Raw genomic sequence first — 19,689 nt, 5'->3', positions numbered from 1 at the left:
ACGTCTCTACTTTTTCTAGCAATTAACTAACGACAAAGGGACTAAAAACAACCCAAAATACCAAGACGATCGCGGCGAGGATGAAACTCGATCTAACATTGAGATTGTGCGATCGATGCGAACCAGCAAACTTCTCCAACTCTGCGTCTGAGTGTTGGAAGATTTCCAGTTGTCTCTGGTTTGGTGCAGCACTGGTTAAACTGACAAGTACCAAAATGGCAATAGAAATGACAAACAGCAGAATCGCGAAGTGTAAGAAATTGATCGTGGCATAGACTACTAAAGGTCGCCAAGTTATCCAACCTGCTTTGACGGCGATTTCGGCGATAAATCGAATTGCACCCAAAATAAAACCAGTAATTAAGGTATTGAAAGCCGCCCTACCAGTAGCGCGTTTCCACAATATCCCCATCAAGAAGACAGCAGCAATTGGTGGTGAAACGTAGGCTTGTACGGACTGGAGATAGACATAAAGCTGATTGCTCATCAACCCGATAAAGGGAAGCCACAGCAAACCAGTCACTACCAATAGAATAGTTGAAATTTGTCCGGCTCGCACTAACTCGCGATCGCTTGCCTCTGGTTTCCATTTTTGGTAGAAGTCCATCACAACTAGCGTGGAACTACTATTAAAGACGCTGGAAAGAGAACTCATCAACGCCGCCAGTAACCCAGCTACCACTAATCCTTTAATTCCAGGCGGGAGGAGATTATTCACCATCGTGGCATATATCCGGTCTGGTTCCACGTCGGGAAACAGAATTCTCCCGGCGATCCCTGGTAAGACAAGGATAAATACGGGTAGAAGTTTTAAAAATCCAGCAAAAATTGTCGATCGCCTTGCGACTTCAATATTAGGTGCGGCAAGGGTACGTTGGACGATCATTTGGTCTGTACACCAATACCACAAACCTAAGATGGGTGCGCCGAATAAAATTCCCGTCCAGGGAAAATCGGGATGATTGATGTCTTTCCACAAACTAAAAAAGTTGGGATCGACTTTTTGATACAAAGCACCGAAACCACCCACATCAATAATTGCTGTCGCAGTTAAGAAAATTCCCCCAGCAATCAGAATAAATGCTTGGAAGAAATCAGTGTAAATAACTGCCCTTAAACCGCCAAAAATTGTATACGCACCCGTAGCTACAATCAAGGCGATCGCGCCTAGCCAAATATTCCAGCCTAAAATTGTTTGCAGAACGATCGCACCTGCATAGACTGCTACGCTAATTTTTGTAAAGACATAAGCAATTAATGAAATTGCGGATAAATAGGTACGGCACTCACGATTAAAACGCCTTTCTAAAAACTCCGGCATCGTAAATACACCAGTGCGGAGATAGAACGGCACGAATAGCCAGCCTAATAGCAACAGCATAAAACAGGCAATCCATTCAAATTGCCCCACTGCTAGACCAGAACTAGCACCGCTACCTGCTAATCCAATGAAGTGTTCGGCAGAAATATTACTAGCAAATAGACTTGCACCAATTGCTGCCCAACCAATAGTTCCACCGCCCAAAAAGTATGATTTGCTAGTCGCTAAACTTTTCTGACTCGACCAATAACCAATCGCCGCTACACCTACAAAGTAAGCAACGAGAAACACGATATCTATAGCAGCCACCGTCTTCTCCTACAAATTTAAATTTTTTTAACTAAACGTCGAACGAAAAGTTGTGTGAAGAAAAATTAAGAAGTAGGTGCGGGAATGTTCCGAACACCTACTTCTTAGATTTCTCGTAGTTTGTCGATCCCTAGCCGCAAAAAGCTGCGATTTTTAGTGAAGACTAAATTTTGTTTGATTGTTATCAGTCTTGGGTTAGATATTTTCTTAATACCAAAACTCATAATAATTAATCGTAGAAATATTTTGGACTCTTGGACAAAGTAATTTAAAATTCGTAATCAAATTTTTGAATTTTTCTTAAGTTAATCCAAACTCATCCATAAGATATATGACTGTAGCTAGATGCTCGATGATATGCTTGATTTATTAAGATGTAAAGCTGCTAAAAAACAGCTATTGTTGAGCCTAAAGGTTTTCTCTTTAGACTAAATAAAAGCAGGGTAAAATTTTTTGTAAAAAATAAAGTGAGTGGCGAACGGATGAACACAAAATTGCCGCACGCTAGATTGTTTCTGGCTGCGAATTTAGTAGCGGCTTTAGTAGGAATGAGTGCGGAAACTACCTTAGCATTGCCGCTAGAAAATAGTATGGCTCAAGTTACGTCAGTATCTCAACTATCAGACGTGCAGCCAACAGATTGGGCATTTCAAGCTTTGCAATCTTTGGTAGAAAGATATGGTTGCATTGCCGGATATCCTGATGGAACTTATCGAGGCAATCGCGCTTTAACGAGATATGAGTTTGCAGCAGGATTGAATGCTTGTTTAGATCGAGTCAACGAACTAATTACTACAGCTAGTGCGGATTTAGTAACCAAAGAAGACTTAGCAACATTACAACGATTGCAAACAGAATTTGGTACGGAACTAGCAACTTTGCGCGGTCGAGTTGATAGTTTGGAAGCGCAAACAGCAGAATTAGAAGCCAATCAATTTTCGACGACGACAAAACTTAATGTCAGTTTAATTACAGCAATTACAGATACATTTGGCGATCGCATAGCTGGAGATGAGGACGATTCTAATACGATATTCGGCTATCGTTCGCGGATGAATTTTGAAACGAGTTTTACCGGACGAGATTTACTACGGACTCGTTTGGAATTTGGTAACTTTGGCGATATGGAAGACGTGTCGGGTACGAACATGACACGGCTTAACTTCGATACGAACACCGATAACGATGTAACTGTACCGCACTTGTTGTATCGCTTTCCCGTTGGTTCCAACCTCACCTTTACTGTAGGTCCCGCCGGAGTCGGTTACACCGATATTACAGATACTCTGACTCCTCCTAGCATTGCCGATGATAGCCGAGGTATTCCCTCTCTGTTTGGCGAGTACAGTCCCCTGTATCGTCGCGGTGGTGGTGGTGCGGCGGTGAATTGGGAGATTGCCGAGAGTTTAACTTTGACTCTAGGATATTTAGCTGGTAGTCCCAGCGATCCTGGTGATGGTGCTGGTTTATTTAACGGTACGTATCACGCCTTAGCGCAACTCGCTGTAGATGGTGATTGGGGTGCGGCTGGTGTTGCTTACTCGCGCAGTTATAACCCGGCGGGAGTCGTGGATCTCACTGGTAGTACGGGTAGTTTGCTGGCTAGCGAACCATTTGGAGATGATATTGCGACATCCGCAGACATCTTTGCTTTTCAAGGTTTTTATCGCTTTTCACCCAAGTTTCAATTACATGGTTGGGTAGGTTACATCAGTGCGAGTGCCAACGGTTCGGGTTTGAGTGCGATCGCCGATGGTAGTGGAGGAACTATTGCTAGTACTGTTGAAGATGGGGATAGTGCAGATCTTTGGTATGGTGCTGTGGGTTTAACTTTCCCAGATGTGGGGGGTGAAGGTAATTTACCAGGAATTTTGGTTGGTTTACCTCCTAGAGTGACAGATAGCGATGTGCGCGATGAAGACGATACTTCATATCATGTTGAGGCTTTTTATCGTTTTCAAGTTAACGATTATATTTCTGTGACTCCTGGTTTTTGGGTTGTATTTAATCCTGAAAATAACAGCGATAATAGCAATCAATATGTTGGGGTAATTCGGACGAGTTTCAATTTTTAATCCCCAATCAATTTTGTTGAACCTGTAGGGGCGGGTTTTACCAAAGATCTTCACTCATAAACCAAGAACTCAATAAACCCGCCCTTTAGATATGATATGGTGATGAAGAATTTTTGATAGGTTAAGATTGTCGCGCAAAGACGCAAAGGCGCTAAGAGAAATCTTGGTGTCTTTGCGTTTTTTCGGATATAGTATAGTAACACTGAGATTTAACAGTATTTACTTCTGTAGGTGAGAAACCCCGAAGACGTTAGACGCGATCTGCTACAGCTAATTCAAGACGCACAACATATATCTCCTAGACTCGCATCTAGACTAGATGAAATGAGGCGCTGGATAGCTCAAAAAAAATCTGGTTTTTTGATGCGAAAAAAATATGTGATGCAGCTACTCGAGGAGTTGATAGCAGATGTGTCTTTTTGGCTTAATATCCAACTTTTAACTGAAGCAGAGAGAAACACTGAACTTGCTCAATTGTCACCCGTAGAAAGATACTGGTATGAATATTTATTTCCAACTTGGTTTAATGAAAAAGATCCAAAACTAAACCTTTGGAAGAAAAATCTGATGGCAGAAAATTTTAGTAGAAGTGATGCTGCTTTTGTTAATTTAATTTGTTCTGAAATAGAATTTTATGGCGGATATACTCTGAACCCATATATTGCTGATTTGTCAATGGCAACAGATTTAATTACCTGTTCAACAAAGGAACTAAGCCTGTGCGTTCAATTAACAACTCTTCGAGAAAAACTTTCAGATGAAAAGCAGCATGAGTGGGAGTCAACATTGAAATATTGGAGAATTCAGCGCGGACTCTTCATTAGTTTTAATTCAGTTAAAGCCCAGATTGAGGTAGAAATCGCTAGCTCTATACTCAGTAATAGCGACTTATTACCCGAACAGTGCTACCGTAGAATCAATATAGATTTATGAGGTCATCGTGACCAGTCAGCACGATACAATTAGAGAGCAAAGCATGAGGAGAGCAAAAGAAGCTCTCCAAAAAGCTAGGGCTTTAAGACATAGTAGAAGAACTCTTGGCGAAGATGGGATTTACCAACACGTAGAAGATGTAGATGGTAACTGGCTAGAAAATTGGTCTGACGAAAGCAATCCTGCTTTAGGTATTGCAGGTAATATATCTCCTAACGGGCAAAACTTACCTACGCAGACAGATTGAGTTGAGATCGCCCCAGATTGTTAGTCTAAGGGCGATTTGCACTAAAATCTCTCAACTCCAGCAAACTCTTTAATATCAGTCATCTTAGCAGCTTCCCCACAGGTGCGTGGAGTCGGGAAGATCTTGCCGGGATTAGCTAAACCTTTGGGGTTAATCGCTTCCCTGACATATTGCATCGTTTCTAAATCTGCTTCAGAAAACATGTCGGGCATAAAACATTTCTTATCTGCACCAATGCCGTGTTCGCCGGAAATACTACCACCAACTTTAACGCAGAGTTTCAGGATCTCTCCCCCCAATTCTTCTACTTGATGCAATGCCCCTGGTACGGAATTATCATACAAAATTAATGGGTGAAGATTCCCATCACCCGCATGAAATACGTTGGCAATTTGATAACCATACTGCTGGCTTAAATTTTCAATTTCTTGTAAAACAAAGGGCAGTTGAGTCCGCGGAATCACACCATCTTGGACGTAGTAATCGGGGCTGAGATGTCCGGCAGCGGCAAATGCTGCTTTGCGTCCTTTCCACAATTTGAGGCGCGTTTCAGGATCGCTAGCCGTAGTAATTCCCCTTGCACCATTTTTCAAACAAATATCGCTAATCAGCTGTTTAGTTTCTGCGACTTCTACAGCTATGCCGTCAATTTCTACTAACAAGATTGCCGTAGCATCTCTGGGATAACAACCCGTGGCAACAACATCTTCTACAGCATTGATGCTGAGATTATCCATCATTTCCATCCCAGCCGGAATAATTCCCGCACTGATGATGTCTGAAACTGCCGCCCCTGCTGCTTCTACGCTGGTAAAATCGGCAAGCAAGACGCAAATTGATTCAGCTGATTTGAGAATCCGTAGCGTAATTTCGGTAGCAATTCCCAACGTCCCCTCGGAACCGACAAATACGCCTGTAAGATCGTAACCCGGCATTTCTGGTACTTGTCCGCCCAAATCGACAATTGAACCATCGGGAGTGACGACTTTTAAGCCTAAAACGTGGTTGGTAGTGACACCGTATTTAAGACAATGTACCCCACCGGAATTCTCAGCAACATTCCCGCCCACCGAACAGATAATTTGACTGGAAGGATCGGGGGCGTAGTAAAATCCATCACCGCTAACTGCTTGCGTCACCCAATTGTTAATCACCCCTGGCTGTACCACAACTTGCTGGTTTTCCAAATCGATACTGAGGACTTGCCGCATCATTGAGGTGACAATTAACACGCAGTCTTCTATTGGTAATGCCCCACCAGATAAACCAGTACCGGAACCACGGGCAATGAAAGGAATATTGTGGCGATCGCAAATCTTTACAACTTCCGCTACTTGTTCTGTCGTTCTTGGCAACACGACAATTGCGGGACGCTGGCGATAACTCGTTAACCCATCGCACTCATAAGTAATTAATTCCTCCCGACGCTGTACCACGCCATTTTTGCCTAAGACTGCTTCAAATTTTTTAATAATTGTCTTCCAGTCACGCTGCTGCTTGTCTTGGATTAGCATAGGGAATTCTCGCAAATTAAATTTATTTTTAAAACTGCTGGATACTGCAACTTAAAGATTGAAACTTCAGTGATGGCGGATAAAAAGTATCGCTATGTTACTTAATTTGGATTGACTCCCTGCGATCGCCCTCTCCAATATTGTTACAGAAACTACAACCCTTGAAATTATCTAAATTCATCTTTGTTACAATTTTTTTTGTAACTTCGACTACTTTTCTATTCTCACTTGCCGAGAGCTTATTGACAAGTCAAGCCGAAGTCAAAAGTCAAAAGTCAAAAGTCAAAAGCCAAAAGTCAAGAGTCAGAAGCATTTCACGCACCACGCACCAAACGCCAGATCGTTACTCACTCATGACCAATTAAGCGAAAAGTCAGAATCACGGGCTATGTGGGTATTTGTGGATTTTGCAGATAGCAAAATATCATTTCATCGTTAAATTCAACAATATTGATAGTTGAATGAGAGATAAATTTTGTTAGTAGGTTATGCAATTTATAATTATCTGTAGAGAAGATATCCAAGTGAATTTATTTTAGTTATTCAAGATTCTCAGGTAGTGGTAAATGAACGATCCGATCTTGATACTCATCCTCAAAAGCATACTCGGCAATCAAGAATAATTCTTCAAGGTTTCGACTAATACTAAAGTCAACATTTAATAGTAATATTCCTGGTACGTGACGACCTATTGCAATATGGTCATTCAAATGTATGGGCATAGATTTACGGTTATTTGTGACCAGTATGAAATCATGCTCCTCACACCAAATTAAAATTTCTGGGTCTAGTGTGCCTCTAGGGGAAGCGCCAGGATCTCCCACTACCCACATAACTGATTCAGGACTTTGGCGGAGAAATTGATGCTGATAGGCTTTATCAAAATTTTCATCAAGCAGAAATTTTAGAGCCATTCGCCTTCAAATTTGCCTTGCGCTCAGCTTTAAGTTTCATTAACTTGCGTACCGCAGCAGAGGAATTACGGCGCTGTTCTTCACGCGCTTTATGGCTCCAATCTATCCAATCAGATAAATACGCGCTAACAGCTTCTTTGTGGTGCAAGTAATAAAGAATTGTCGCATAGACTTGCTCTAGGGTGACTGAAGGATAACTTCGAGCAATTTCCTCTGGAGTCCGACAACGATGAATGAAGTCATAGAAGATAGTCTCAATCCCAACCCTTGTTCCTTTGACTCGAATATCATCAGGGCGCTGAAAGTCGAAATAATCTTCTAGTTGCATTTCATCTTCCCCTCTATGTTCTGCGCACTTGTAGCAATGCAAAAATTCTATGCTAACCTGTTGGGCATCCTGTCTTTGATACACTTGTTCCTCACACTCCTCTACTGACCAGCCTACATGGTTCATGTCAAGCGCGTAGAACTCACGAACTTCAAGTCCTTTGGTGGCACGACGAAAATTCCTTTGCTACCAGGGTTTACCGTCGTTTCAGGTCCCAACGGTTCCGGTAAATCTAATATTCTTGATGCTCTCCTATTTTGCCTCGGTCTAGCAAGTTCCCGGGGAATGCGGGCGGAACGCCTACCCGATCTTGTCAACCACGACAAAGCCACACGCGGAAAATCGGCAGTAGAGACGATTGTGACTGTGACTTTTGATTTAGAGGGAGCAGGGAGCAGGGAGCAGGGAGCAGAGGGGACAGAGGTTAATGGAAATGGGCATTATGTTGAAGAGTTAGAGGACAAGGGGGACAAGGAAGACACGGTAGACACGGGGGAAGAAGAACCCCTCACTCCTCACTCCTCACTCCTCACCCCTAATGAATTAACAATCACGCGCCGCTTACGAGTCACTCAACAGGGTTCGTATACGTCAACTTATTACATTAATGGTTCTACCTGTACTCAAACTGAGTTGCACGAACAACTGAGTCAGATCCGCGTTTATCCTGAAGGCTACAATGTGGTGTTGCAAGGGGACGTGACGAGTATTATTTCCATGCACTCGCGAGAAAGACGGGAGATTATTGACGAACTAGCGGGGGTAGCGAATTACGATCGCAAAATTATTCAGGCAAAAGAAACCTTAAATGAAGTTAAAGACAGGGAAGATCGCTATCGCATCGTTGAAACTGAATTAATTACCCAGCGCGATCGCCTGTCTCACGATCGCATCCAAGCTGAGAAATATCAAAAGCTGAGAATAGAATATCAGCAGAAGCAGCAGTGGGAAATTGTTTTAGTTTGGCGATCGCTGCAACAGCAACAAGAAAAGTTGGTGGCAGAAATTCAAACGGGCGATCGTACCCTAACTGAATTAACGACTCAACTTACTACCCTCAACACCCAAATTCAGCAGGTAACGGCAGAATTAGACGCACTCAACGCACGAGTGAAGACTCTGGGGGAAGAAGAACTCTTATCTCTGCAATCAACTCTAGCCACCCAGGAAGCCGAACGGCGACAGCTACAAAATCGCCAAAGAGACTTGACAAATGCTTATGAAAATGCTGGAAATGCTTACACGCAACAACAGTTAGAAATTCAACAACACCAAAATTCTCTGGTGCGGTTGCAACAACAGCAGCAAGAAATCGTGGCTCAACTTTCTAGCCTGCGTCAACAACGAGATGAGGCGCAACAAACCTTAGAACAAAGTCGTACAGAAGCTAGTGCAGTCGCCGATGCTTCCGATGCTTGGGTGCAACAACAAGCCGCCCTCAGCCGCCAAGTTGAATCTCTGCTGCAAACTGTAGAACCCCAGCGTACCGAACAAGCGCAATTAGGCGAGCGATCGCATCAATTAGAAAAGCAAATTCAAGAACAAACTGGGTTGATTCAAACTTTAGAGCCAGAACTGGCGACAAAGCAAACACAATTAACCGAAATAGAAACGCAATTATCGAGTCAAATCGAGCAAATTCAATCTTTAGCCCAATCTTTAGCTGCGGCTGAAGCCGAATTGCAAGTTCAACAGCAAACTCAAAATCGCCTACTCCAAGAACAAAGAGACAAACAGCGCCAGTTGGATAAGTTGGAGGCGCAGTCTCAAGCCTTGCAGGAAACTCAAGGGACTTTTGCCACAAAAATTTTGCTGCAATCGGGTTTAAGCGGGATTTGTGGTTTGGTAGCCCAACTCGGGAAAGTCGAACCTCGGTATCAACTGGCTTTAGAAATTGCGGCTGGGGCGCGGTTGGGACAATTGGTAGTAGAGAATGATGGCGTGGCGGCTTCGGGGATTGAGATCCTGAAGCAAAAACGAGGGGGGAGGGTGACGTTTTTACCCCTAAATAAAATTCAAGCCCCGCGATTTTCGCCTGCTTCGGGGTTGCGCTATGCCAATGGTTATATCGACTATGCAATTAATTTAATTGAATGCGATCGCCGCTATCAAGATATTTTTGGCTATGTTTTTGGCAGTACGGTTGTTTTTGCCGATCTGCAATCGGCGCGTTCTCATTTAGGGCAATATCGGATCGTCACTTTAGCAGGAGAATTGTTAGAAACCAGTGGGGCGATGACTGGGGGTAGTATCAGCCAGCAAAATTCCAGTTTGCATTTCGGTACGAGCGATGCTACTGAATCCCAGGAAGTTATGGAGTTAAGAAATCGCTTGCAAGAAATCGATCGCATTTTAGCTCGGTGTGGTGAATCGATTGGTAATTTGGCAGCCAAAACTAAAAATCTATCTCAAGAATTAACCGAAGCGAAGACCAAACAAAGAGAAAATAATCTCTTGAAGGATCAATTACAAAAAGAAATTCGCAAGCTAATCCAACAAGTGGAAACTGGGCAATCGCAACTGGCTCAGAACACAAAGCAACTATCTACGGTACAAGCTAGGTTAGAGACTTTAGAACGAGACTTACCCATTCAAGAAGAACAATTACAACAATTGCGCCAAGCTTTAGTGGAGTTGGAACAATCTCAAACTAACAGTCAATGGCAGCAAATTCAAGCCGCAATTAGACAGCAAGAACAGGAATTACAAACTAGAATCGAGATAGTTCGTAACGCCGAACAGCAATTGAAAGACATAGAAAATCAAACTCAAAGATTGCACGAGAAAATTCAAGAAGGCGAAGTGCGATCGCGAGAATACCAGCAACAGCAACAAGAAAATCAGTCGCAGCAAGCAGCTGTCAATGCTCAATTACAGGAGATTGGCGAACATTTAAAACAGATCCATACATCCTTGAAAGAAATCGAACAGCGGATGACGGCGGAAAGACAAGCACGCGATCGCGCCGAACAAAAGCTGCGAGAATTGCATCTCAACCAACAACAGGTAGAATGGCAACAGCAAAAACTGCAAGAAACGCAAACATCGCGCCGGGAAGAATTAGTTAACTTACAAGCGCAGATTCAAATCCAAGCCGCAGAAATGCCCGATCCCCTACCAGAAGTACCGGATAAGGTCGATCTAGAACAATTGCAGAAAGAATTGCGATCGCTTGTCAAGCGGATGGAAGCGATGGAACCTGTCAATATGTTGGCGTTAGAAGAATACGAACGTACCAATGCTCGCTTAGAAGAATTGAGTCAAAAATTATTGACCCTAGAAGCCGAACGCACTGAATTGTTATTGCGGATTGAAAACTTTACCACTCTGCGCCAACGGGCATTTCAAGAAGCCTTTGATGCGGTGAATGAAAACTTTCAATCTATTTTCGCCACTCTATCGGATGGGGATGGATTTCTGCAACTCGATAATCCAGAAGATCCATTCACCAGTGGACTTAATTTAGTCGCACATCCTAAAGGTAAACCCGTACAACGTCTCGCTTCTATGTCGGGGGGAGAAAAATCACTCACGGCGCTGAGTTTTATCTTTGCTCTACAACGCTATCGTCCGTCACCTTTTTACGCCTTTGATGAGGTAGATATGTTCCTAGACGGGGCAAATGTGGAACGATTAGCTAGAATGATCGAACAGCAGGCTAAACAAGCACAGTTTATTGTCGTGAGTCTGCGCCGACCCATGATAGAATCAGCCGAACGTACAATAGGAGTGACCCAAGCGCGAGGAGCTTATACGCAAGTTTTAGGCATAAAATTGTAACCCTAAGACAACTTTGGTTGAGGATTCCATCATAATAGTATCGATCGTTAGAAAGTATTAACCGTTAACCCTGATTTGAGATCGGGACTCCGCAAAGCAATGACCTCTGAAAACACTATTAAACGCTCCGACATCTTAAATACAAAGGTGATCGCGGATGACAACGCCAAAGTATTAGGAGTTGTCAGCCAACTATGGGTAGATATCGATCGCAGGGAGGTTGTAGCTCTTGGTTTGCGAGACAACCTGATCGCTTTTGCTAGCGTACCGCGTTACATGTACCTGAGCAGCATCAGCAAAATCGGCGATGTGATTTTGGTGGAGAACGAAGACGCGATCGAAGATATTGATGTAGAGATTTACAGCAACTTAGTTAATTGTGAAGTCATTACAGAAACAGGTCAACCCTTGGGGCGGGTGCGTGGCTTTACATTTAACGCTCAAACAGGCAAAATCCATTCCCTAATTATCGCTTCGCTGGGTTTACCCCAGATCCCCGACCAGGTAATTAGTACTTATGAATTGCCAATTGAAGAAGTTGTTAGCAGTGGACCCAATCGGTTAATTGTATTTGAAGGCGCTGAAGAAAGAATTAATCGTCTGAGTGTTGGGGTGTTAGAAAGGCTCGGTATTGGTAAAGCACCTTGGGAGAAAGAAGAAGACGAGTACTATACTCCCACAGCAGTGCGACCGGAAAACCAGCTAGGAAGTGGCGTACCGTTGCAAGCACCAAAAGCCCAACCTTTAAAGACAACTCAACCTGCGGTACAGGAAGCCTGGGATGAGGATGAATACGAGTATGAAACAGTCCAACCTCGGATCGAACAGCAGCCATTACGCCGCCAGCAGCAGTACGAACCCAACAGATACGATCGCGATTTAGAGGAAGAAGAAAACTGGAGTGAAGCGTCGGGAAGCGATCGCTATACGCCTGCGCCTCCACCCCGCTACCCCGAACCCCAACCGTTTGAACCGAAGCCATACACAGCACCGAAAGATTTGGATGACGATCTCGATGGCGATGCTTGGGGAGAAGATGAGGAACCGCAGCCCTTGAATATTCCCAAGAAAATCAAGCAACCAGAATACGAAGAAGAAGGCGGCTATTAGGAAAGTCAAAAGTCAAAAGTTAAAAGTCAAAATGTAATTCATCATCTAAATGTAGAAGCGTTACATGTAACGTCTCTTCGTTTTTTCTGCGATTTACGCCTGAGCATCTAGTGGTAGCAACACGCGAAAGCTGCTACCAGCACCTAATCTACTGCTGACTTTTATTTCACCTTTATGCTGTTGAACGATCGCTTGTGCGATCGCTAACCCTAAGCCTAAACCGTCTTTTTCAGATTTAGCTGTATCGGCTCGCCAAAAGCGCTGAAAAATGAGTGGTAGAGAATCTGGTGGAATACCAATTCCCGTATCTTCAATCCGAATCACGGCAAATCGTTGCTCTTGTTCTAAAAATAACGCTACTCTTCCCCCGTCGGTTGTGTACTTGAGTGCGTTATCTAAAAGATTAGAAAATAAGCGGCTGAGTTTATGGCTGTCACCTTTCACGACTATACCAGTACGTAAATGCGGGGTGAATTGAATTTGCTTACTTTGAGCTTGTGGTTCAAAGCGTTCGACTAAATCTTGCAGTAACTCTTCTAAGTGAATCGGTGCAAAGTTGAAATCGCGATCGAGGCGATCGCTATCAATATTAGCTCTGGATAAAAATAGTAAATCTTCTACTAAATGAATGATTTGCTCGTTGGCGCGATCGACAATTGCTAACTTTCTCAACTGAGTTAAACTTAACTCTTCTGGACTATTACGTAACAAATCTACTGTAGTACTAATCGCGGTTAGGGGATTGCGTAGTTCGTGAGCTACATCTCCGGTAAAGTGTTTTAATCGCCTTAAATTGCGTTGCATTGGCTGAAGTGTGAGCCAAGTTAAACCAATACCGCTAATGCTACTTAATAGTAATACTGTGACTCCTCCCACAATCAGACCCGATCGCAGTTGATCTAACTTCCAGATCAAATCTTGAGTAGACTCGCTAGCGCGAATATATCCTTCTAAGCGTAAGGTGGTTTTATCTCGCTCTTCGGTATAAACAGCAATAGCAAAAGTCCGAACTTGTCCTTGTTGCTGTAGGATTGGAAAGCCCTCTTGTAAACCATCAGCTAAGGCTTGCGACAACGACGAATTAGCAAAAAATTTTCCCTCTTTCGCCAAGAGCTTACCTTTAGGATTAAACCATTCGAGGCTTTGATTGTGGCGGAATAACTCTTGCCAAGGAAGTTCATCATCTAATCTTTGAATTCCTCGGCTTTTGATAATTCGCAAACTAGGAATAGCAGCTTCAGCCAAAATCTGTAAGCGATCGTTTAACTGTTGCTCTAGACTACGGCTAAAAAAGATATAAATAGCTGTACTAGAAGCGCCAAATATAGCGGACATTACTAATAAATAAGTTAGTAAGAATAACCAACGTAATGATTGGAACATTGAATGTTTACACCGATCTCAAATTAATTGAATATCGCTCTCAATTTTCTGAAAAATGAGATGCGATACGCTCCAGTTCAACTCGAATCGTACATGAGAATAGTGTAAAAAAAGTAATAAAATAGCAACTTCAATATTACATTACGAGCGTGAACTTAGTATGAAGATTGCATGAGAAAGCTCTCATTTTTTCATAACAAGGCTTCAGTTACCTACTGCCTCAGTTCAGCTACGGGAGACAAATGTACTAACTCTAGGCAATACTTCTCGGATAAGCCTAAGCAAATAGAATTTGCGGAACCACACAAACAAAGTCTGACGCGCGCAGACTATAGAGCGGATTTGAGGAATGCAAGAAACCTGCGCTCGTCTGGTTTCATCTGTGTAGATGCAGTTTTAACCGCCGTTAACGAGAATTAGTGCTAACTCCAGGAACTCTATAAATCTAGTATTAAGTCTGTCATGAATCATTAGTCATGAAGTTATTGATATTTCTTCAAATGAATTATGGCGTAGATTCGGTAAGCGAGATGTCAGAACGCTGAGGTACTTATTTTGGTTCAAAAGCCTTGTCTGTAAAGTACATGAGACGAGAAAAACTCAACTAGCGAGATTCTCTGCTTGGCGAGATAGAGCGCTTTTTCACCTATTCTCAACTTTGTCTCAGCTTTGTCACTTTTTTATTCCAGGTTTATTACATTTATTGGTTTAACTTATGACATGCATAAGGAAATTCCCAAGTCAAACCACGAAAGAGGTAATCCCATGAGCAACATCTTCTCCATCAAAAGCGATCGCACCCAGCAGTCTGCTAACGTTCACGCTAATGTGCTGGCATCCTTCAATCAAGAACAAAATTCGCCAAAAATCGACTTTACCGCTTACATTCACCCTCTAGCTGCCGTAATTGGTAACGTTTATCTTGGTAAGCGAGTGATGGTAGCTCCCGCAGCATCAGTACGAGGTGATGAAGGACAACCGATCTGGGTAGGAGATGATGTCAACGTACAAGATTGCGTAGTGCTTCATGCTTTAGAAACTCACGTCAATGGTGAAATGGTGCATGAGGCTGTCGTAGAAGTTGAAGGTAACTTCTATGGAGTATACATCAGCGATCGCGTTTCCCTAGCGCATCAATGTCAAGTCCACGGTCCAGCCAGCGTTGGTACTGATACTTTTGTCGGAATGCAATCTTTAGTATTTCGAGCCACAGTCGGCAATAACTGCGTTATCGAACCCAAAGCTTTAGTCATGGGAGTTAATATCGCCGATGGCAGATACGTCCCCGCAGGTTCTCTGATTACTACACAAGAAGCTGCTGACAACTTACCCTTAATTACTAACGAATATCCCCTCAGATTCCTCAATCAAGCCGTGGTTCACGTCAATACGCAGCTAGCCACTGGTTATCAAGGCATTGGTACTGCTGAGCAATTGAAAGCAGCATAGTTAAGAATTCGGAATTCGGAATTCGGAATTAACTATTCACTAACAACTGATAACTTTGTACAGACGTTACGTGTAACGTCTCTAGACTGACACCTCTACACTGACAACTGATAACTACTCACTTCACCATGACACCTAAACTGAAATTAGTTACCACCAAAGGTCAAGCAGCATCGCGTCAACCACTGTCTATGGCTGTTGGCATTCCCAATCAAAAACATATCCCTGCTGGAGCAATAATTACTAGCCAGTCAGATGTAGAAAGTTTACCCATTGTTGCTCAGAGTCACCGCTATCAAAATAGCTACCGTCAAATTAACTCCTGTCAAATTAATTCCTGTCAAAAAGGCAAACACCCTCTGCTAAAACTTGTTGCCTAAACACTCACCCTGCAAGTATGGAGAGGAGGACTGAGGGATGAGTATGCACTGTCCCGAACAGTTACGATCCTTGACGAGTAGCATACTGATGACATTGTTACGCAACCAAGACATCGTTTGCCCCACAGTCACATTTATTACACGAGTTCCCATCCCAGCCGTACTCATTGGCATCCAAAAGCAGTGGTCGATCGCCTATAAAAGAGTTTCAGGTGACAGCGATCGCCTCACGCAGAATTTAGTCCAAAATGTACTCCAAACACCCCAGTTGCAGCATGACTTCTACCTTCTTCAACAAATCCACAGACCCCCTTTCTCAACTCAAAGGAAAAATCTTTGGTACGCCAGAGCGATCGCTAGAACATGCTTATCAAGCCGCGCTGAGCATCAAATCGATTGAAGACCGATATTTTCATGGTGGTAAAGTAACTGTATCAACCGCTAACGAGGCTCAAATTCCTACTAGCGTACAAGCTGATTTTGAGAAGCATTTAAGTATACTCAAACAGCAAATGAAGGAATTTAATACGAGCAGTTCTACGCAAGGAAATTTGGGTCAAGACCACCTGATGCGGCTCTTTTTTACTGAAGGAACTCTGACAAAATACACCCTCGAACCGCAAGCATCAGCGTTAGTTCCCTTTTCAAATAATCTCCCAAGCAATACTTCATCTCAGCTACCCACTCCACCAATTCAAGTCATTGAGGTGAAACAAGCGATCGCCCCGGAAAAATCTAGATCGAGGCAACTCCATCGCAAAAATTCTAGAAATTCAGCTCCAGAAAATGCCGAACCGCAAGTCAAAGCTGGAGTTCTACCGCGTTCTCTTGAGCGAACAATTAATAAGATCAAGAATGAGTTCGATCCAAACGCAGAAGCAGAAGTTGTCAAATCATTTCGGCGATCGCAAAAAAAGACTGTCGTTGCCATTAGGTTACTGGCATTGTTGATTTTGATTCCTTTAATAACTCAGCAAGTGTCCAAACTTTATTTGGTGCAACCAATTGTCGATCGCGTCAGAAACGAAGCAGTTACGCCAGTCTTCTTAAACTCTGAAATGAAAGAAGAGGCACTCAAAGAACTACAAACCTTTGAAGAAGAACTCAAGCTAGAACGTTTGATGGGTGCAGCACCTGCACTAACTTCAGAAGCAATTGAAGAAAAGGTCAAAGATAAAGCAACTGAAATTTCTCAGGAATTTCGTCATCGTAGCAATAACGCTGTTAGTAATGTTTTTGCTGATATCATCGCTGTTTTATCTTTTGCTTTAGTGTTACTATGGCGACGTAAAGATATTATGATGCTCAAGTCATTTATGGATAATATTGTGACTGGCTTGAGTGATAGTGCTAAGGCTTTCTCAATTATTCTGATTACCGATATCTTTGTCGGGTTTCACTCTCCTCATGGTTGGGAAGTTTTGTTAGAAGGACTATCTAGCCATTTAGGAATTGCAGCAAATCGCGGTGTAATCTTTCTATTTATCGCCACAGTTCCGGTCATTCTCGCCACAATTTTTAAGTATTGGGTTTTCCGTTCCCTCAGCCGGATGTCACCATCAACGGTAGCAACTTTGAAAGAGATGAACGATTAAATTTGTGTCATTGGTGCTAGAAAATGCTCGTAGAATGAGGTTGAGTTGATGATTTTTTCCATCAGTAAAAAGGCTCGCAGTCGCCAAAATCGCTCGCAGAAATTTGCTTCAGTCAAGCGATCGCAGTCACATCACCGTAAATCAGTAGCCTTGCGATCGTTTCGCGAAAAGTTTCAAATCTATACCGGAGAGCAATTACACTGGTTGCAAGTTACTCAGAGACTTTTAATTTCTGTCATTCATGGAATTCTACCTTGGGTAATCGCGTGTGGAAGCTACGGCTTACTAATTTCTGTACTCGATCATTATGGAAAGCTGCCTGCTTTCTTTGGTGATAGTAAAATCATTCAAAATGTCGTTATTAGTTTTAACGTCATTCTCAGCCTACTACTAGTGTTCCGTACCAATACAGCTCACGATCGCTTTTGGGAAGGGCGCAAACTTTGGGGTTCAATGGTAAATACTACGCGCAACTTAGCACGAGGAATCTCAATTACCATCGAACAACGAGAACCGCAAGAGCGAGACGAAAAAAGTGCTGCTGTCTATCTAGTGGCTGCCTTTGCTGTAGCGATGAAAATCCATCTGCGGCGAGAACCAATGAATTCAGAATTGGAGCCGATGATGTCACTATTGCAATATCATCAACTGCAAAATGTCAATCACGCTCCCTTAGAAATTGCTTATTGGATGGGAGACTATTTGCAACATCAATTCGAGCGCCAACGCCTAAACATTTTTCAGCTGACATCCTTGCACGAACTATTAGATGATATGGTAGACATTTTAGGTGGCTGCGAGCGCATCCTGAAAACCCCCGTTCCCTTGGTATATACCGTTACTCTCAATGCTTTGCTGTGGATTTATTTCCTGCTTTTACCTTTTCAGCTAGTTGGTGGGATCAAGTGGTGGACTGCACCGATCCTTGCCTTTATGAGTTTTCTCTACTTAGGTATCAATGAAGTAGGGGCAGAAATTGAAGAACCTTTTGGTCGCGATGCCAATGACTTGCCCTTAGATGCTATCTGCGCCACAATTGTTCGTAACCTCGAACATATTATCCAATTTGCTCCCTGCGCCCGCGTGTTGCGCCCCAGTAGTGGCAATGTTCTCGATTTACCGCGAAAAACTGCTTAAATCGTGCCGATACCTTACATTCCGTCCTTCAGTGTATAGTTTTTGACAAGTAAATTCAGTTTTCTTTACCTCTCATCACAGCAATTACCTGTACCATGAACTAGTCCGAGAATTAATTTGAGCAAAGAATTAATTTGAGCGATCGCCACCTAACAACCTTCTGAGAAGTAGGTTCACCCTTGCTAACCTGTTTTTGGAATGCATACCATCATGAGATTGTTACTAGTCGAAGACGATAAACTCATCAATCAATTACTTGCAGAAGCACTCAGCAACCAACATTACGTCGTTGATGTTGCCGCTGATGGTCACGCTGGTTGGGATTTTGTCAAGTCTTTTGATTACGACTTAGTTCTGATTGATGTCATGCTGCCTAAAATGGATGGCATAAGCCTTTGTCGCCAGTTGCGGACTCAAGGCTACCAAATGCCAGTCTTGATGTTAACAGCCAGAGATGCAACCGAAGATCGCGTCAATGGACTCGATGCGGGTGCAGATGACTACGTGATCAAACCATACAAACTGCAAGAATTATCGGCACGTATCCGCGCTCTATTACGCCGAGGTGGTTCGTCCCTACCTCCAGCAATGAAAAGTGGCAATTTATCTTTGGATGTAAACACGCGGGAAGTGACTTATAAAGGCTGTCCTCTCAGACTGACTCCAAAAGAGTATCGCTTATTAGAACTCTTCATGCGAAGCGGCTCTAAGGTTCTCAGTCGTAGTGCAATTTTAGAAAATCTTTGGTCTTTCGACGAACCGCCGGATGAAGATGCAGTTAAAGCTTTGGTCAAACGTTTGCGTCAGAAGCTCAAATTAGCAGGTTCGCCTGGAGATCCCATTGAAACCGCTTATGGTGTAGGTTATCGCCTCAAGCAAGACCCATAAGAAATCGTAGGTCGTAAATTGTAGAGGCGAGTTTTTTGAAGATTGCTGTGGAAAAACAAAGAGTTTTTCACTTAAACCTGCCTGTACTTGATGTCAGAAGTCAATAATTTTTTGATTACGGCAGAAAAGATCCCCCCATCCCCCCTGAAAAAGGTGGGTTATAGGAACTCTTCTGTATTGCAGTTTTAGTGAAATGGTATGACCAATGACGGATGACAACTTTGTCCCAGTTTTATCACCTTTTATGGCTTATTTTATACACTAAGGCGCTAGCAGAAGAGAATAAAAGTCTTAAATACTACTGCGTCCTTTTAGATCTTCAATGC

Annotated in this window: 16 protein-coding genes; 11 read left to right on the top strand and 5 right to left on the bottom strand. The window is 43.0% G+C overall.

Going from position 1 to position 19,689, the window contains the following annotated elements; genetic code table 11:
• Positions 1-22: 22 nt before the first annotated feature.
• On the bottom strand, positions 23-1,630 hold the full coding sequence (locus tag H6G17_RS23530) for a sodium/solute symporter (RefSeq protein ID WP_192161028.1): 1,608 nt from the start codon (positions 1,628-1,630) through the stop codon (positions 23-25).
• Positions 1,631-2,112: 482 nt separating this feature from the next.
• Here H6G17_RS23530 and H6G17_RS23525 point away from each other — a divergent pair, with 482 nt between their 5' ends.
• The 3 genes from H6G17_RS23525 (at position 2,113) to H6G17_RS23515 (ending at position 4,885) form a co-directional block, all read left to right on the top strand.
• Positions 2,113-3,705 carry an iron uptake porin gene (locus H6G17_RS23525; RefSeq protein WP_192161027.1) on the top strand — a complete coding sequence of 531 codons (1,593 nt, stop codon included), beginning with the start codon at positions 2,113-2,115 and terminating at the stop codon, positions 3,703-3,705.
• Positions 3,706-4,029: 324 nt separating this feature from the next.
• A complete protein-coding gene (locus H6G17_RS23520; RefSeq protein ID WP_199316952.1) occupies positions 4,030-4,638 on the top strand; it encodes a hypothetical protein in 609 nt (202 codons plus the stop codon).
• Positions 4,639-4,681: 43 nt separating this feature from the next.
• On the top strand, positions 4,682-4,885 hold the full coding sequence (locus H6G17_RS23515) for a hypothetical protein (RefSeq protein WP_192161025.1): 204 nt from the start codon (positions 4,682-4,684) through the stop codon (positions 4,883-4,885).
• A 41-nt stretch (positions 4,886-4,926) separates the two neighbouring features.
• Here H6G17_RS23515 and glcD read toward each other — a convergent pair whose 3' ends face one another.
• The 3 genes from glcD to H6G17_RS23500 all read right to left on the bottom strand — a co-directional run bounded on the left by glcD (position 4,927) and on the right by H6G17_RS23500 (position 7,641).
• Positions 4,927-6,399, bottom strand: a complete 1,473-nt coding sequence (gene glcD, locus H6G17_RS23510) for a glycolate oxidase subunit GlcD (protein WP_192161024.1) — start codon at positions 6,397-6,399, stop codon at positions 4,927-4,929.
• A gap of 539 nt (positions 6,400-6,938) precedes the next feature.
• Positions 6,939-7,313: a DUF5615 family PIN-like protein gene (locus H6G17_RS23505; RefSeq protein ID WP_192161023.1), complete on the bottom strand. Its 375-nt coding sequence runs from the start codon at positions 7,311-7,313 to the stop codon at positions 6,939-6,941.
• Positions 7,291-7,641, bottom strand: a complete 351-nt coding sequence (locus H6G17_RS23500) for a DUF433 domain-containing protein (protein ID WP_192161041.1) — start codon at positions 7,639-7,641, stop codon at positions 7,291-7,293. Before H6G17_RS23500 ends, H6G17_RS23505 begins: the two co-directional genes overlap by 23 nt.
• Before the next feature lie 117 nt (positions 7,642-7,758).
• Here H6G17_RS23500 and smc point away from each other — a divergent pair, with 117 nt between their 5' ends.
• Both smc and H6G17_RS23490 read left to right on the top strand, forming a co-directional pair.
• Positions 7,759-11,421 (top strand): chromosome segregation protein SMC, encoded by a 3,663-nt coding sequence (smc, locus tag H6G17_RS23495; RefSeq protein WP_192161022.1) that lies wholly within the window; start codon positions 7,759-7,761, stop codon positions 11,419-11,421.
• 99 nt (positions 11,422-11,520) lie between these two features.
• Positions 11,521-12,531 (top strand): PRC-barrel domain-containing protein, encoded by a 1,011-nt coding sequence (locus H6G17_RS23490; RefSeq protein WP_192161021.1) that lies wholly within the window; start codon positions 11,521-11,523, stop codon positions 12,529-12,531.
• Positions 12,532-12,624: 93 nt separating this feature from the next.
• Here the strand turns inward: H6G17_RS23490 and H6G17_RS23485 are convergent, their stop codons facing one another.
• The gene (locus H6G17_RS23485) at positions 12,625-13,914 is read right to left on the bottom strand and encodes a HAMP domain-containing sensor histidine kinase (RefSeq protein ID WP_192161020.1); all 1,290 of its coding nucleotides are present in this window, start codon (positions 13,912-13,914) and stop codon (positions 12,625-12,627) included.
• Between the two features lie 765 nt (positions 13,915-14,679).
• Between H6G17_RS23485 and H6G17_RS23480 the strand changes: the two genes are divergently transcribed.
• The 6 genes from H6G17_RS23480 (at position 14,680) to H6G17_RS23460 (ending at position 19,363) form a co-directional block, all read left to right on the top strand.
• Complete coding sequence (locus tag H6G17_RS23480; RefSeq protein ID WP_192161019.1) at positions 14,680-15,363, top strand: carbonic anhydrase; 684 nt, start codon at positions 14,680-14,682, stop codon at positions 15,361-15,363.
• A gap of 128 nt (positions 15,364-15,491) precedes the next feature.
• A complete protein-coding gene (locus H6G17_RS23475) occupies positions 15,492-15,743 on the top strand; it encodes a hypothetical protein (RefSeq protein WP_192161018.1) in 252 nt (83 codons plus the stop codon).
• 37 nt (positions 15,744-15,780) lie between these two features.
• On the top strand, positions 15,781-16,143 hold the full coding sequence (locus H6G17_RS34795; RefSeq protein ID WP_347276462.1) for a hypothetical protein: 363 nt from the start codon (positions 15,781-15,783) through the stop codon (positions 16,141-16,143).
• Positions 16,076-17,338 carry a proton extrusion protein PcxA gene (locus H6G17_RS23470; RefSeq protein WP_347276463.1) on the top strand — a complete coding sequence of 421 codons (1,263 nt, stop codon included), beginning with the start codon at positions 16,076-16,078 and terminating at the stop codon, positions 17,336-17,338. Before H6G17_RS34795 ends, H6G17_RS23470 begins: the two co-directional genes overlap by 68 nt.
• 48 nt (positions 17,339-17,386) lie before the next feature.
• On the top strand, positions 17,387-18,475 hold the full coding sequence (locus H6G17_RS23465) for a bestrophin family ion channel (RefSeq protein ID WP_192161016.1): 1,089 nt from the start codon (positions 17,387-17,389) through the stop codon (positions 18,473-18,475).
• Between the two features lie 210 nt (positions 18,476-18,685).
• On the top strand, positions 18,686-19,363 hold the full coding sequence (locus tag H6G17_RS23460) for a response regulator transcription factor (RefSeq protein ID WP_015156144.1): 678 nt from the start codon (positions 18,686-18,688) through the stop codon (positions 19,361-19,363).
• The last annotated feature ends 326 nt before the right edge of the window (positions 19,364-19,689 follow it).

The organism is Chroococcidiopsis sp. [FACHB-1243] (assembly GCF_014696895.1).
In the GTDB taxonomy this organism is placed as follows: domain Bacteria; phylum Cyanobacteriota; class Cyanobacteriia; order Cyanobacteriales; family Chroococcidiopsidaceae; genus Chroococcidiopsis.
The sequence above is the reverse complement of the archived record's forward strand: the minus strand, read 5'-3'. Positions and strand labels throughout refer to the sequence as shown.

What these genes read in the sequence shown, in the direction of transcription:
- H6G17_RS23525 (WP_192161027.1), top strand. Translation starts at nt 2,113, where the DNA reads ATGAACACAAAATTGCCGCACGCTAGATTGTTTCTGGCTGCGAATTTA.
- H6G17_RS23520 (WP_199316952.1), top strand. Translation starts at nt 4,030, where the DNA reads ATGAGGCGCTGGATAGCTCAAAAAAAATCTGGTTTTTTGATGCGAAAA.
- H6G17_RS23515 (WP_192161025.1), top strand. Translation starts at nt 4,682, where the DNA reads ATGAGGAGAGCAAAAGAAGCTCTCCAAAAAGCTAGGGCTTTAAGACAT.
- glcD (WP_192161024.1), bottom strand. Translation starts at nt 6,399, where the DNA reads ATGCTAATCCAAGACAAGCAGCAGCGTGACTGGAAGACAATTATTAAA.
- H6G17_RS23505 (WP_192161023.1), bottom strand. Translation starts at nt 7,313, where the DNA reads ATGGCTCTAAAATTTCTGCTTGATGAAAATTTTGATAAAGCCTATCAG.
- H6G17_RS23500 (WP_192161041.1), bottom strand. Translation starts at nt 7,641, where the DNA reads ATGCAACTAGAAGATTATTTCGACTTTCAGCGCCCTGATGATATTCGA.
- smc (WP_192161022.1), top strand. Translation starts at nt 7,759, where the DNA reads ATGGTTCATGTCAAGCGCGTAGAACTCACGAACTTCAAGTCCTTTGGT.
- H6G17_RS23490 (WP_192161021.1), top strand. Translation starts at nt 11,521, where the DNA reads ATGACCTCTGAAAACACTATTAAACGCTCCGACATCTTAAATACAAAG.
- H6G17_RS23485 (WP_192161020.1), bottom strand. Translation starts at nt 13,914, where the DNA reads ATGTTCCAATCATTACGTTGGTTATTCTTACTAACTTATTTATTAGTA.
- H6G17_RS23480 (WP_192161019.1), top strand. Translation starts at nt 14,680, where the DNA reads ATGAGCAACATCTTCTCCATCAAAAGCGATCGCACCCAGCAGTCTGCT.
- H6G17_RS23475 (WP_192161018.1), top strand. Translation starts at nt 15,492, where the DNA reads ATGACACCTAAACTGAAATTAGTTACCACCAAAGGTCAAGCAGCATCG.
- H6G17_RS34795 (WP_347276462.1), top strand. Translation starts at nt 15,781, where the DNA reads ATGAGTATGCACTGTCCCGAACAGTTACGATCCTTGACGAGTAGCATA.
- H6G17_RS23465 (WP_192161016.1), top strand. Translation starts at nt 17,387, where the DNA reads ATGATTTTTTCCATCAGTAAAAAGGCTCGCAGTCGCCAAAATCGCTCG.
- H6G17_RS23460 (WP_015156144.1), top strand. Translation starts at nt 18,686, where the DNA reads ATGAGATTGTTACTAGTCGAAGACGATAAACTCATCAATCAATTACTT.